At 72.8% G+C, this 12,564-nt stretch carries 11 protein-coding genes; 1 reads left to right on the top strand and 10 read right to left on the bottom strand.

Annotated elements, in window-relative coordinates; all coding sequences use genetic code 11:
- Nucleotides 1–8: 8 nt before the first annotated feature.
- The 7 genes from E4198_RS05300 to E4198_RS05330 all read right to left on the bottom strand — a co-directional run bounded on the left by E4198_RS05300 (nucleotide 9) and on the right by E4198_RS05330 (nucleotide 7,785).
- Nucleotides 9–854, bottom strand: coding sequence for a GNAT family N-acetyltransferase (locus tag E4198_RS05300; protein ID WP_136182149.1), 846 nt, complete (start codon nucleotides 852–854; stop codon nucleotides 9–11).
- A gap of 151 nt (nucleotides 855–1,005) precedes the next feature.
- A complete protein-coding gene (gene ispG / locus E4198_RS05305; RefSeq protein ID WP_027763919.1) occupies nucleotides 1,006–2,163 on the bottom strand; it encodes a flavodoxin-dependent (E)-4-hydroxy-3-methylbut-2-enyl-diphosphate synthase in 1,158 nt (385 codons plus the stop codon).
- Nucleotides 2,164–2,338: 175 nt separating this feature from the next.
- A complete protein-coding gene (locus tag E4198_RS05310) occupies nucleotides 2,339–3,649 on the bottom strand; it encodes a site-2 protease family protein (RefSeq protein ID WP_136182150.1) in 1,311 nt (436 codons plus the stop codon).
- Nucleotides 3,646–4,920, bottom strand: coding sequence for a 1-deoxy-D-xylulose-5-phosphate reductoisomerase (gene dxr, locus E4198_RS05315; RefSeq protein WP_136182151.1), 1,275 nt, complete (start codon nucleotides 4,918–4,920; stop codon nucleotides 3,646–3,648). The genes E4198_RS05310 and dxr overlap by 4 nt, the downstream gene beginning before the upstream one ends.
- A gap of 104 nt (nucleotides 4,921–5,024) precedes the next feature.
- Nucleotides 5,025–6,524, bottom strand: coding sequence for an ABC transporter permease (locus E4198_RS05320; protein ID WP_210732782.1), 1,500 nt, complete (start codon nucleotides 6,522–6,524; stop codon nucleotides 5,025–5,027).
- A complete protein-coding gene (locus tag E4198_RS05325) occupies nucleotides 6,521–7,249 on the bottom strand; it encodes an ABC transporter ATP-binding protein (protein WP_136182152.1) in 729 nt (242 codons plus the stop codon). Before E4198_RS05325 ends, E4198_RS05320 begins: the two co-directional genes overlap by 4 nt.
- Complete coding sequence (locus tag E4198_RS05330; protein WP_136182153.1) at nucleotides 7,246–7,785, bottom strand: PadR family transcriptional regulator; 540 nt, start codon at nucleotides 7,783–7,785, stop codon at nucleotides 7,246–7,248. Before E4198_RS05330 ends, E4198_RS05325 begins: the two co-directional genes overlap by 4 nt.
- A 133-nt stretch (nucleotides 7,786–7,918) precedes the next feature.
- On the opposite strand from E4198_RS05330, the gene bla reads away from it, so the two are divergent.
- Nucleotides 7,919–8,848, top strand: a complete 930-nt coding sequence (bla, locus tag E4198_RS05335) for a class A beta-lactamase (RefSeq protein ID WP_136182154.1) — start codon at nucleotides 7,919–7,921, stop codon at nucleotides 8,846–8,848.
- 89 nt (nucleotides 8,849–8,937) lie between these two features.
- Here the strand turns inward: bla and E4198_RS05340 are convergent, their stop codons facing one another.
- From E4198_RS05340 to E4198_RS24800, 3 genes are all read right to left on the bottom strand, one after another.
- Nucleotides 8,938–10,839, bottom strand: coding sequence for an acyl-CoA dehydrogenase family protein (locus E4198_RS05340; RefSeq protein ID WP_136182155.1), 1,902 nt, complete (start codon nucleotides 10,837–10,839; stop codon nucleotides 8,938–8,940).
- Between the two features lie 134 nt (nucleotides 10,840–10,973).
- Entirely contained in the window at nucleotides 10,974–11,741 is a 768-nt protein-coding gene (locus E4198_RS05345) for a metallophosphoesterase (RefSeq protein WP_136182156.1), read from the bottom strand.
- Nucleotides 11,742–11,933: 192 nt separating this feature from the next.
- Nucleotides 11,934–12,509, bottom strand: coding sequence for a hypothetical protein (locus E4198_RS24800; protein WP_168711372.1), 576 nt, complete (start codon nucleotides 12,507–12,509; stop codon nucleotides 11,934–11,936).
- Nucleotides 12,510–12,564: the final 55 nt, after the last annotated feature.

Here is a 12,564-nt window from a genome sequence, read left to right on the forward strand (position 1 = left end):
GGCGCGCGTCAGAAGAGGACGCTCATGAACGCGCCGACCTCGCGGAAGCCGACGCGCCGGTACGAGGCCCGGGCTGCGGTGTTGAAGTCGTTGACGTACAGGCTCACCACGGGGGCGATCTCGGTCAGCGCGTAGCGGAGGACGGCGGCCATGCCGGAGACGGAGAGGCGGCGGCCGCGGTGTTCGGGGGCGACCCAGACGCCCTGGATCTGGCATGCGTGCGGGGTGGCGGCGCCGATTTCGGCCTTGAAGATCACGCGGTCGCCCTCGAAGCGGGCGAAGGAGCGGCCGGAACCGACGAGTTCGGCCACGCGCGCCTGGTAGATGAGGCCGCCGTCGCCGGCGAGCGGCGAGACGCCCACCTCCTCGGTGAACATCGCGATGCAGGCAGGCATGACCAGGTCCATCTCGTCCTTGCGGACCCGGCGGACGAAGGGATCGGGGGCGACGTCCTGCGGAACCGATTCGGTGACCATCAGCGGCTGGTGCGGGCGGACCTCGCGGGCGGGGCCCCAATGCGGCTGGAGGCGGGACCAGAGCGCGGCGGTGGGGGCCGCGGGGCCGACTATGGAGGAGCAGCGGCGGCCCTGCCGCCGGGCGCGTTCGGCGAAGGCGCGTACGGCCTCCGGGCTCGCGCAGAGCGGCACCAGGTTGGCGCCGGCGTAGCAGAGGGACTCCAGTCGGCCGTGGCGGTACCAGCCCCAGAGTTCGCCGCCGAGACGCCACGGGTCGAGGCCGGAGGCCTGGACGCGGGCGGTGACGAAGGCGTTGTTGACTGGTTCGCGGTGCAGTACGGACAGCGCGGAGTCGAGCTCGTCGGGTTCGAGGACCCGTATCGAGGTGGTCGTCAGCACGAATCGCCTCACCTCGCCGGTACGGGGGCCATGGCCCGCTGGGTCCTGCGGGAACTCTAACTCCGGCCGCGCCGTCCGGCTGGCGCTCCCCCGTGGACGCCGTCACCCGGGTGACGGCACCGCCGCACCCGGGTGAGGTCCTTCGCGTCGTTCAGCCGGCGACGGAGACGGCAGGCTCACCGGAGGCGACGCCGTCCTTCTCCATCTGCTCGGCGATCTTCATGGCCTCGTCGATGAGCGTCTCGACGATCTTCGACTCGGGAACGGTCTTGATGACCTCCCCCTTGACGAAGATCTGGCCCTTGCCGTTGCCGGAGGCGACGCCGAGGTCGGCCTCGCGGGCCTCGCCGGGACCGTTGACGACGCAGCCCATGACGGCGACGCGCAGGGGCACCTCCATGCCCTCCAGTCCGGCGGTGACCTCGTCGGCCAGCTTGTAGACGTCGACCTGGGCACGGCCGCAGGACGGGCAGGAGACGATCTCGAGGCGGCGCTGGCGCAGGCCGAGGGACTCCAGGATCTGGATGCCGACCTTGACCTCTTCGGCGGGCGGCGCGGAGAGGGAGACGCGGATGGTGTCGCCGATGCCCTCGGAGAGCAGGGCGCCGAAGGCGACCGCGGACTTGATGGTGCCCTGGAAGGCGGGGCCGGCCTCGGTGACGCCGAGGTGCAGCGGGTAGTCGCACTGCGCGGCGAGCTGCCGGTAGGCGTTGACCATCACGACCGGGTCGTTGTGCTTGACGGAGATCTTGATGTCGCGGAAGCCGTGCTCCTCGAAGAGCGAGCACTCCCACAGCGCCGACTCGACCAGGGCCTCGGGGGTGGCCTTGCCGTACTTCTGGAGCAGCCGCCTGTCGAGCGAGCCCGCGTTGACTCCGATGCGGATCGGGGTGGCGGCGGCGGACGCGGCCTTGGCGATCTCCTTCACCTTGTCGTCGAACTGCTTGATGTTGCCCGGGTTCACCCGGACGGCGGCGCAGCCGGCGTCGATGGCGGCGAAGACGTACTTGGGCTGGAAGTGGATGTCGGCGATGACCGGGATCTGCGACTTCCGCGCGATGGTGGCGAGGGCGTCGGCGTCGTCCTGCGTCGGGCAGGCGACGCGCACGATCTGGCAGCCGGATGCGGTGAGTTCGGCGATCTGCTGGAGCGTCGCGCCGATGTCCGAGGTGCGGGTGGTGGTCATGGACTGGACCGAGACGGGGGCGTCGCCGCCCACGGCCACCGGGCCGACCTGGATCTTCCGGCTGACGCGGCGGTCGGCGAGCTTGGTCGGTACGTCCGGCATTCCGAGCGAAATCGCTGTCATCGGCGGTGCAACCCCAAGGTGTGGATCATGGTCCCGAGATCGTCGAGCGGGCTCCGGATCCGAGATTACGGCACCCGGTACGCGGTCAGCACATCGCGCCGGTCAAACCCACACGAAGGGTGACGGCCGGATGCCCGCGGACGGGCGTACGGCCGTCACCCTTCGAGGGGCGGCGCTATCCGGTGAGACGGACCGGGTTGACGATGTCCGCGGCCATCACCAGCAGCGTGAAGCAGACGAAGGCGCCGGCGACCACGTAGGCGACGGGCATCAGCTTCGCCACGTCGAACGGGCCGGGGTCGGGTCGCCGGAGCACCTTGGCCACGCCACGGCGCAGCGACTCCCACAGCGCGCCGGCGATGTGCCCGCCGTCCAGCGGCAGCAGCGGGAGCATGTTGAAGAGGAACAGCGACAGGTTGAACGCCGCCACCATCTGCAGCATCATCGCGATCTGGTACGTGGCCGGGATGTCGAGGGAGAAGATCTCCCCGCCGACGCGGGCCGCGCCGACGACGCCCATCGGTGAGTCCTGCCGTCGTTCCGCGTCGCCGAACGTGGCGGCCCACAGATCGTCGATCTTCGACGGCAGGTCGATCAGGGCCTCGAATCCGGCGACCATCATGTCGCCCATCCGGTCGACGGCCTGCGGGAAGGACTGCTCGACCACGCCGGACGCGGGCCGGAAGCCGAGGAAGCCGGTCGTCACCGTCTCGCCCTCGACCTGCCGACCGTCCTCGCCGATCTTGGCGACCTCGTTCTCCACCAGGTCGGCCTGGAGGGTGCGGCGCTCTCCGTCCTTGCCCTCAACGACGAGGGTGGCCTCGCCGGTGGTCTTCCGGATGGCCTCGCGGAGCTGCTCCCACTCGGTGACCTTCTGGCCGTCGAACGACACGAAGGTGTCGCCCGGCCGCAGCCCGGCCTTCTCCGCGGGCGTGTCGGCGGCGCCCTCCGGACACTTCTCGTCGACGGACGCCGAGGCTGGCAGCACGCAGTCGGAGACGCTCGCCACCGTCGTGGTCGTGGTGTTGACGCCGAAGGTCATCAGGACCCCGAGGAAGACCGCCACGGCCAGGATCAAATTCATGAACGGCCCGGCGAACATGACGATGACGCGCTTCCACGGCTTGCGCGTGTAGAACAGCCGCTTCTCGTCGCCCGGCTGGAGCTCCTCGTACGCGGCCTCGCGGGCGTCCTCGATCATGCCGCGGAACGGCGAGGTGGAACGCTTCCGCACCTTCCCGTCGTCGCCGGGCGGGAACATGCCGATCATCCGGATGTAGCCGCCGAGTGGGATGGCCTTGATGCCGTATTCGGTCTCGCCCTTGCGGCGGGAGAAGAGGGTCGGACCGAAGCCGACCATGTACTGCGGCACCCGGACGCCGAACATCTTGGCCGTGGTCAGGTGGCCCAGCTCGTGCCAGGCGATGGAGATCAGCAGGCCGATCGCGAAGACGACTATGCCGAGGATCCACATCAGGGTCGTCATGCGCGCGCCTCCACTACCGCCCGGGCGGCCAGCTCGCGGGCTCTCGCCCGCGCCCACTCTTCGGCCTCCAGGACACCGGTCAACGTCAGGTCGGTTCCGCCGGGCGAGCCGTCCGTGGGCGCGCCGGTGTGCTCCTCGACCACAGAGGCGACCGTATCGACAATTCCCGTGAAGGGCAGCCTGCCAGCGAGGAACGCGTCGACGCACTCCTCGTTGGCGGCGTTGTAGACAGCGGGGGCGGTGCCGCCGAGCGCGCCGACGTGGCAGGCGAGCGGGACGGAGGGGAAAGCGTCCTCGTCCAGCGGGAAGAAGTCCCAGGACATGGCCTGCGTCCAGTCGAAGACCGGCCCGGCGTCCGGCACCCGTGCGGGCCAGCCGATGCCCAGAGCGATGGGCAGCCGCATGTCGGGCGGGCCGCACTGGGCGAGCGTGGAACCGTCGGTGAACTCCACCATCGAGTGGATGGCGGACTGCGGGTGGACGACGACCTGGATGCGGTCGAAGGGGATGTCGTACAGCAGATGGGCCTCGATGACCTCCAGGCCCTTGTTGACCAGGGTGGCCGAGTTGACGGTGATCACCGGGCCCATTGCCCAGGTGGGGTGGGCGAGGGCGTCCTCGGGTGTCACGTCGGCCAGCTCGGCGCGGGTGCGGCCGCGGAACGGACCGCCGGAAGCGGTGACCAGCAGCTTCCGCACCTCGCCGCGGGTGCCGCCCTTCAGCGCCTGGAACAGTGCCGAGTGCTCGGAGTCAACGGGGACGATCTGCCCCGGGCGGGCGACGGCCTTCACCAGCGGACCGCCGACGATCAGCGACTCCTTGTTGGCCAGCGCCAGCACCCGGCCGGCCTTGAGCGCCGCGAGGGTGGGGGCGAGACCGATGGAACCGGTGATGCCGTTGAGGACGGTGTGGCACTCGGAGCCGGCCAGCTCGGTCGCCGCGTCGGGCCCGGCCAGCACCTCGGGCAGCGGCTCGCCGGGGCCGAAGGCGGAACGCAGCGCCTCGCGCAGGTCGTCGGCCTTGTCGGCGCGGGCGACGGCCACCGTGCGTACCCGCAGCCGCCGCGCCTGCTCGGCGAGCTCGGCCACGCGCCCGCCGTTGGCGGACAGCGCGGTCACCCGGAAGCGCTCCGGGTTGCTGAGCACGACGTCCACCGCCTGGGTGCCGATGGAGCCGGTCGAGCCGAGGATCACGATGTCCCGAGGGCCGCCGGACGGGGGTGGGTCGGCGGGACAGGGGGCGTGCGGGTCAGCGAGGAGGTGGTCCGTCATGGGGCCATTGTGTCTGTTCCACGGAGCGTCACGTGCAGCGGCGGGGTGGGGCACCCCCCTCCGGTGCCCCACCCCGCCGTCGCCCCTCCGGGCCGGGCCCCCGGTCAGCCGGTGCGCAAGTCCTCCACGGAGGTGCCGCTGCGCAGGAACGCCCACCCCACGGCGACCGCGCCCCCCGCGAGCGCCAGGGTGACCGCGCCGTACAGGCCCAGTTCGGCCCAGGGCACGGCCGCTTCGCGGACCACGTGGAAGGACGGCTTGCTGCCGAGGGCCTCGTACTCGTGGCCGTAGCCCCGGGCGAGGAGCGTTCCCACCGTCAGGGCGAGCGCCGTGGCCGGGACGAGCGGGGCGAAGGTCTGCCAGGCGACCACGCGCCGCAGCACACGCCGGGGCACGCCCGTGGCCGCCAGCGCGGCGTGCGCACCGCGCCGGGAGACCACGCCCTCCGCGAGGGCGGCGATCAGGCCGAGTGTCGCGACGACGAGGGACAGCAGCACGGCCACCTGGACGAGGTCCATCGTGCCCAGGTAGAAGTCCGCGTCCGAGCCGCCCAGTCCGGTGGGTTCCCGTCCCGCCCGGATGTCGGAACGGCGCTGAACCTCGGCCCGCGCGGCGACGAGCGCCGCGAACAGCTCCCGGACGCCCGCGGCCACCGCGCCGACCACCACACAGGTGAGGACGGCGGCGAAGGCCCGGCTGCCGCTCCATGGGTCTTCCCGAAGGCGGCGCGACGCGACCAGCGCCGCGGGCCCGCGGGCGTAGCGGTGCAGCACCCGCCCTGCCGTGTGGGTGATCCACCCCGCGCCCAGGACCACGCCCAGGACGCAGCAGATCCCGCCGCCGAACAGGGCGAACAGAGCGACGCCGACCGGTGGACCAGCGGGTCGGTCAAGGGCGATCAGCGGCGTGAACTGGGCGAGTGTCGCCAGGGCGAGCCCGAGGGCGATCAGCGCCGCGGGCCAGGGTCGCGGCGCGCCTCTCCGGCGTGCCCGGCGGGTCACGCCCAGCGGACTCACGACGGCCCGGCGGAGCAGCACCACGGCGGTGAGGGCGGCGAGGCCGGGCAGGCCGAGAACCACCGCCCCGAAGGCCAGGGGAGACGGCAGGACGTCCGTGGGGAACGGCAGCCGCCCGTCGGGGCCGGGGTCGTGCAGCACCGCGCGCAGGACGAGAAAGGCACCCAGTCCGGCGACCGTGCCGACCAGCGCGGAGAGGCCGGTCTCCGTCGCGGCGATCACCCTCACCTGGCGGGGCGTGGCACCGGCAAGACGTACGGCGGCGAGCCGGCGGTCGCGTGCGGGCGCGCCGATGCGGGCGCACTGGCCGAGAAGGGCCAGCACCGGCAGGGTCATCATCAGCAGAGCCAGGACGACGCCCGGCCGCAGGCCGGGCTGGCGGAGCAGTGCGCTGCTGTAGTGCTGGGCCGAGCCCGGCTGGGCGGCGCCGAACGGTCCGGGCGGGTCGATCGCCAGCACGGTCGCCGCACACAACGCGGCGAGCCCGCCGACGGCGGCGCCGAGAGCGGTCAGTGCCGCCCGCAGGGTGTCCGTGCGGGTGCCGGCGAGGGCGAGGCGGAGGAGGGCCGCGGGCTTCAGTTCCCTCACGCGGCACCCCGGTTCCCGGCGGCGAGGCGGGTCGCCGCGGTTTCGAAGCCGGTGACGCCGAGGCCCGTGGAGTCGACCTCGCCGTCACGGAGCACGATCTCGCGGTCGGCGTAGCCGGCGACCCGTGGTTCGTGGGTGACCAGCACGACGGTGGTCTCCTGTTCCCGGGTGAGGCGGCTGAGCAGGCCGAGGAGTTGCTCCCCGGCCAGGGCGTCCAGCGCGCCGGTGGGTTCGTCGGCGAACAGCACACGCGGTTCGGTGACCAGCGCACGGGCGGCCGCGCAGCGCTGCTGCTGGCCGCCGGACATCTCACCGGGCCGGGAGTCGGCGACATCGGCGACACCGAGGCGTTCCAGCCAGGTCAGGGCGGTGGCCCGGGCCTCGCGGCGGCTCCGGCCGCCGAGCAGCAGGGGCAGCGCGACGTTCTCGGCTGCGGTCAGTTCGGCGACGAGACCGCCGAACTGGAAGAGCACGCCGAACTCGGTCCGGCGCAGCCGGGAGCGGACGTCCTCGGTGAGGTCGTCCAGCCGCCGGCCGTCGAAGTGCACCTCGCCCGCGTCGGGCGCGAGGATGCCGGCGAGGCTGTGCAGCAGCGTGGACTTGCCGCAGCCGCTGGGGCCGGTGACGGCGACGAACTCGCCGTGCGCGATGTCGAGGGTCACCCCCCGGAGTGCGGGGGTGCGTCCGTAGGACTTCTCGAGCCCGCGGGCGAGCAGGAAGGTCATGCGTGGACCTCTCGGTACAGGTCGGCGACGCGCTCCAGGGTGGTCTGCATCCAGCGCAGGTCGGCGTCGATGTGGGCGAGGGCGAAGTCCGCGGCGACGACGTCGCCGAGCGGGGCCGCGGGGTCGGTCTTGAGGGCGGTCAGTTCGCGCAGGCGGGCGGCATGGGCCTGCCGCTGCGCGGACAGGTAGGCGCGTGCCTCGTCGGTGTCGGCGACCAGCAGGGCGACGACGACCTTGGCGAGCAGTTCGCTGCTGATGTACGGCGCGGGCGTCTCGACGTGTGCGAGCCAGCCGGTGAGCTTCTTCCGCCCGGCGGCGGTGAGGGCGAACTCGGTGCGGTCGGGGCCGCCGTCGCGGCTCTGGCCGGCCTGCTGGACGAGTCCGTCCCGTTCGAGACGGCTCAGCGTGCCGTAGACCTGGCCGAAGGCGATCGGCTTCGCCTGCGGAAAGCGCTGGTCGTGCGCCTTCTTGAGGTCGTAGCCGTGCTGCGGGCCGGCGGCCAGCAGGGCGAGCAGCACGTGTGCGGCTGTGGACATGTGCAGCACTATTCTCTGAGGTAATAGTGAGTGTCAAGTCATCCGTGCGCACCCGCCGGTGAGGGAACCGGCGGGCTGGTGAGGGCGTGTCAGAGGAGACAGACGACGTTCGGTTCGATGAGGGAGAGTTCACGTGGAGGTCAGGGGTACGGGTGCGCACGCGTCACGGCGCGTCGCGCTCTCGCTGGGCGCCGGGGCGCTCGTGGCCGCGGCGGCACCGCTGGGCGGCAGCGCGCACGCGGCACCGGCGACGGCCGGCGGGGAACGGCTCGTCCGGCGGCTCACGGAGCTGGAGAACCGGCACGCCGCACGGCTCGGCGTCTTCGCCCACGACACGGCCACCGGCCGGAGCGTGCGGTACCGGGCGCAGGAGCGGTTCCCGATGTGCTCGGTCTTCAAGACCCTCGCCGTCGCAGCCGTGCTGCGGGACCTCGACCGGCACGGAGAGTTTCTGGCCCGGCACGTGCGCTACGACGAGAAGACCGTCACGGACTCCGGCTACGCCCCCGTCACCGGGAAGCCGGAGAACCTCGCGCACGGCATGACGGTCCAGGAGTTGTGCGACGCGGCGATCCGGTACAGCGACAACGCCGCGGCCAACCTGCTGCTGCGGGCACTGGGCGGGCCGCGGGCCGTCACCCGCTTCTGCCGCTCCGTCGGGGACCGCGTCACCCGGCTCGACCGGTGGGAGCCGGAGCTGAACTCGGCGGAGCCCTGGCGGCGTACGGACACCACCACGCCACGCGCCGTCGCGGGCACCTACGCGCGGCTCACCCTCGGGGACGCGCTCGACCGCGCCGACCGGCGCCGGCTCACCGGGTGGCTGCTGGGCAACACCACCAGCGGCGCGAAGTTCCGGGCCGGGCTGCCCGACGGCTGGGTCGTCGCGGACAAGACCGGCGGCGGGGAGTACGGCACCAACAACGACGTGGGCCTCACGTGGCCGCCCGGCCGTCCGCCGATCGTCCTGGCCGTGCTGACCACCCGCTTCACCCCGGACGCGGAGCGGATCGACCCGCTCGTCGCCGAGACCGCCTCCCTGGTCGCCGCCGAACTCGGCTGACGCACCTGCGGGTGCCGGCGCCTCCAGCACGGCGACGGCGGGAGGGCCCGTTCGGGCCCTCCCGCCTCCGGCACCCGTGTGCGGCCACGTCAGCGGATGGGGCGGTGGGCGTTCTCCTTGGTGGACGGGCCGGGAGTCTGGTCCGCGATCCAGGCGCCGTCGGTGGAGGCGTCGAGGACACCTTCCTCCAGCCAGGCGTAGGAGCCGTTCATGATGCCCTTGACCACGGTCCGGTCCAGGTCGTCGGTGTTGTGCCACAGGCGGCTGAACAGCTCCTCGACGCGGACCCGCGACTGGCGGCAGAAGGCGTCCGCGAGCTGGTGGGCGGCCTTGCCGTTGTCGTCGTCCCGGCGCATCTGCTCCGCGCGGACACAGGTGGCGCTCATCGCGAAGAGTTCGGCACCGATGTCGACGATGCGGGCGAGGAAGTTCTGCTTGGTCTCCATCCGGCCCTGCCAGCGGGACATGGCGTAGAACGTGGACCGCGCCAGCTTGCGGGCGGTGCGCTCGACGTACCGCAGGTGCGGGGCGAGGTTGTCGAACTCGGCGTAGGCGTTCGGCAGCTGGCCGGCGCCCGCGACCAGCTTGGGCAGCCAGCGGGCGTAGAAGCCGCCGGCCGCGAGGGCGGCCTTCCGCTTGTCGGCGAACGTGGCCTCCGGGTCGATCAGCTCGCCCGCGACGGAGAGGTGCGCGTCGACGGCCTCGCGCGCGATCAGCAGGTGCATGATCTCCGTGGAGCCCTCGAAGATCCGGTTGATGCGCATGTCGCGGAGCAGCTGCTCGGCGGGGATGCCCTTCTCGCCGCGGGCGGCGAGCGAGGCGGCGGTCTCGTAGCCGCGGCCGCCCCGGATCTGCACCAGGTCGTCGGCCATCTGCCAGGCCATCTCGCTGCCGAAGAGCTTCGCGAGAGCGGCCTCGATGCGGATGTCGTTGCGGTCCTCGTCGGCCATCTGGGAGGACAGGTCGACGACCGCCTCCAGCGCGAAGGTGGTCGCGGCCATGAACGCCATCTTGCCGCCGACGGCCTCGTGCTTGGCGACCGGCTTGCCCCACTGCACCCGGGCCTCGCTCCACTCGCGGGCGATCTTCAGGCACCACTTGCCGGCGCCCACGCAGGTCGCGGGGAGGGAGAGGCGTCCGGTGTTGAGCGTGGTCAGCGCGATCTTGAGGCCGGCGCCCTCCTTGCCGATGAGATGGGCCTTCGGCACGCGCACCCGGTGGAAGCGGGTGACGCCGTTCTCGATGCCACGCAGGCCCATGAAGGCGTTGCGGTTCTCCACCGTGATGCCCTCGGCGTCGCCCTCGACGACGAAGGCGCTGATGCCGCCGGGGTGTCCGTCGGACTTCGGCACCCGCGCCATCACCACCAGCAGGTCGGCGACGACGCCGTTGGTGGTCCACAGCTTCACGCCGTCCAGCACGTAGTGGTCGCCGTCGGGAACGGCCGTCGTGGCGAGGCGGGCCGGGTCGGAGCCGACGTCGGGTTCGGTGAGCAGGAAAGCGGAGATGTCGGTGGTCGCGCAGCGCGGCAGGAAGGCGTCCTTCTGCTCCTGCGTGCCGAACAGCTTCAGCGGCTGCGGCACGCCGATCGACTGGTGCGCGGAGAGCAGCGCGCCGACGGCCGGGCTGGCGGAGCTGGCCAGGGCGAGGGCCTTGTTGTAGTAGACCTGCGACAGGCCGAGGCCCCCGTACTCGGTGCCGACCTTCATGCCGAGGGCGCCGAGCCCCTTGAGGCCGTTGATCACGTCGTCCGGGATCTGCGACTCGCGTTCGATGAGCGCGCCGTCGATGCTGGTCTCGCAGAATGTGCGCAGCTTGGTGAGGAAGTCCTCGCCACGCTGCACGGACTCGGGGTCGGGCGCCGGATGCGGGTGGATGAGGTCGAGCCGGAATCGGCCCAGGAAGAGTTCCTTGGCGAAGCTGGGCTTTCGCCAGTCCTGCTCCCGCGCCGCCTCGGCGACCTCCCGGGCTTCGCGTTCCGTAACGGTCATGACGCGTGCTCACCTCGCACTCTCGCACTACTGACGGGTGCTACTCGACCGTATGTACCCGGAACGGGCGATCCCTACCAGCCCTCACGCGAGCGGGCTCACCTCTGCGGCCCCCCGCCGGTACGCGCGCCTGCTCAGGGCACCACGCGGAAGTGGGTGGTCAGCCGCGCGCCGTCGTGGACGTGGTAGGCGAGCAGCGGGGGCAGCGCGTAGTCGACCGGCCCGTCCGCATCGCCCTCCCAGGGCATCCGCAGGGTGGAGACGACGCCCGGCGCAGCAATCAGCGGGAGATCGGCGAAGGTGGTGGCGGCCGGGGTGTGGGTGTGGCCGCAGAGCAGGGCGGCGACGTGCGCGTGGCGGGCGACGACGAGGGCGAGACGTTCCTCCCCGAACTGGCGGATCGGGTCGACGTACTGGCCGTGCAGCGGCACCGGCGGGTGATGGAAGCACACGAACGCCGGAACGTCGTGCGGCCCGGCCGCCAGTTCGGCGTCGAGCCAGGCGAGGGTGGCGTCGTCCAGGTGGCCGTCTCCGCGGCCGGGGATGCTGGAGTCGCACATCAGGAAGGTCGCGCCGGGCAGCCGGTGGATTTGATTCACCGGCGCGTCGTCGGCCGGGTCGCCGCCGAGCAGGGCCGTGCGGTACGGCCCGCGGGCGTCGTGGTTGCCGGGGCAGTGCAGCAGCGGTGCGTGCCGGGAACGGGCGAGCAGCCCGGCCGCCTCGGCGTACTCCTCCTCGGTGCCGTGATCGGTCAGGTCGCCGGTGACCAGGACGGCGTCGAGGTCGCCGGGCAGCGCGTCCAGGTGGCCCAGTACCCGCTCGGTGCGCTCCCGGGCGCGGGCGCCGGCGTCGCCCCGGTCGTGGCCGAGGTGGATGTCGCTGAGCTGGGCGAAGACGAACATCGCCGATCCCTTCGTCGCCGGGGCGTGCGCGGCCGGGCACCGTGGACGGGCCGCGCCCGCGTGTGAGCGCTACCGGGACAGCCTGTCACCCGGCACACGGCCCCGTGGACGGGCCGCACGGGCCGGGCAGCCGCGCCACGCCCGGCGCGGCTGGCCCGCACCGCGCCGGATCATGCGCCGGGGACGGCAGATTCAGCGCTTCGGGGGATCTTCGCCCCGGCCCTCTTCAGCCGCCCGGCCGCGTTCCGCATGCTCGTGCGATGTGACGACACCGAGGTGGACGTGGATACCGAAGACGGCTGCTGCCGCGGTGTGCGCGGTCGCCGCCCTCGCCCTGCCGCCCTCCACCGCCTCAGCCGACCCGCTGCCCGTGCCGTCGGTGCGGGTACGCATCGACCCCACCGCGGGCGTCGAGGTGGACGTCCGCGGCCCAGGGGTGGACGTGGGGACGACCGTACGGCCGCCCGCGGTGGGCGGCTGCGGGAGCCGCGTGGAGGCGGGCGCGGCACCGCCCGGCGTGCGGGTGCGGGTGTCCGGGCCGGGGTGTGCTCCCCCGCCACCGCCACCGCCCGCACCCGTGCCGGAACCGGAGCCGGTGGTGCGGGAGCCCGAGCCGACGGCCCCGCCACCCCCACCTCCCAGACCGACACCGCCCCCGTCGCCCGCGCCGGAGCCGAGTCGTACGCCTGACCCGCCGCTCGCCGGGGCCGCCCGGGCGACGGCGCCGCGCCAGGAGCCGTCCGGGGATATGTCGATGGTGACCCGCACCCTGCTGATCATCGCGCCGGCCGTGCTGGCCGCGGCCGCGCTCCGCCCCCGCTCG

The organism is Streptomyces sp. RKND-216, assembly GCF_004795255.1.
Taxonomy (GTDB): Bacteria; Actinomycetota; Actinomycetes; order Streptomycetales; family Streptomycetaceae; genus Streptomyces; species Streptomyces hazeniae.

Bases quoted from the DNA above. Each gene is read 5' to 3' on its own strand.
- ispG (WP_027763919.1), bottom strand. From the start codon at position 2,163: ATGACAGCGATTTCGCTCGGAATGCCGGACGTACCGACCAAGCTCGCC.
- E4198_RS05310 (WP_136182150.1), bottom strand. From the start codon at position 3,649: ATGACGACCCTGATGTGGATCCTCGGCATAGTCGTCTTCGCGATCGGC.
- dxr (WP_136182151.1), bottom strand. From the start codon at position 4,920: ATGACGGACCACCTCCTCGCTGACCCGCACGCCCCCTGTCCCGCCGAC.
- E4198_RS05325 (WP_136182152.1), bottom strand. From the start codon at position 7,249: ATGACCTTCCTGCTCGCCCGCGGGCTCGAGAAGTCCTACGGACGCACC.
- E4198_RS05330 (WP_136182153.1), bottom strand. From the start codon at position 7,785: ATGTCCACAGCCGCACACGTGCTGCTCGCCCTGCTGGCCGCCGGCCCG.
- E4198_RS05340 (WP_136182155.1), bottom strand. From the start codon at position 10,839: ATGACCGTTACGGAACGCGAAGCCCGGGAGGTCGCCGAGGCGGCGCGG.
- E4198_RS05345 (WP_136182156.1), bottom strand. From the start codon at position 11,741: ATGTTCGTCTTCGCCCAGCTCAGCGACATCCACCTCGGCCACGACCGG.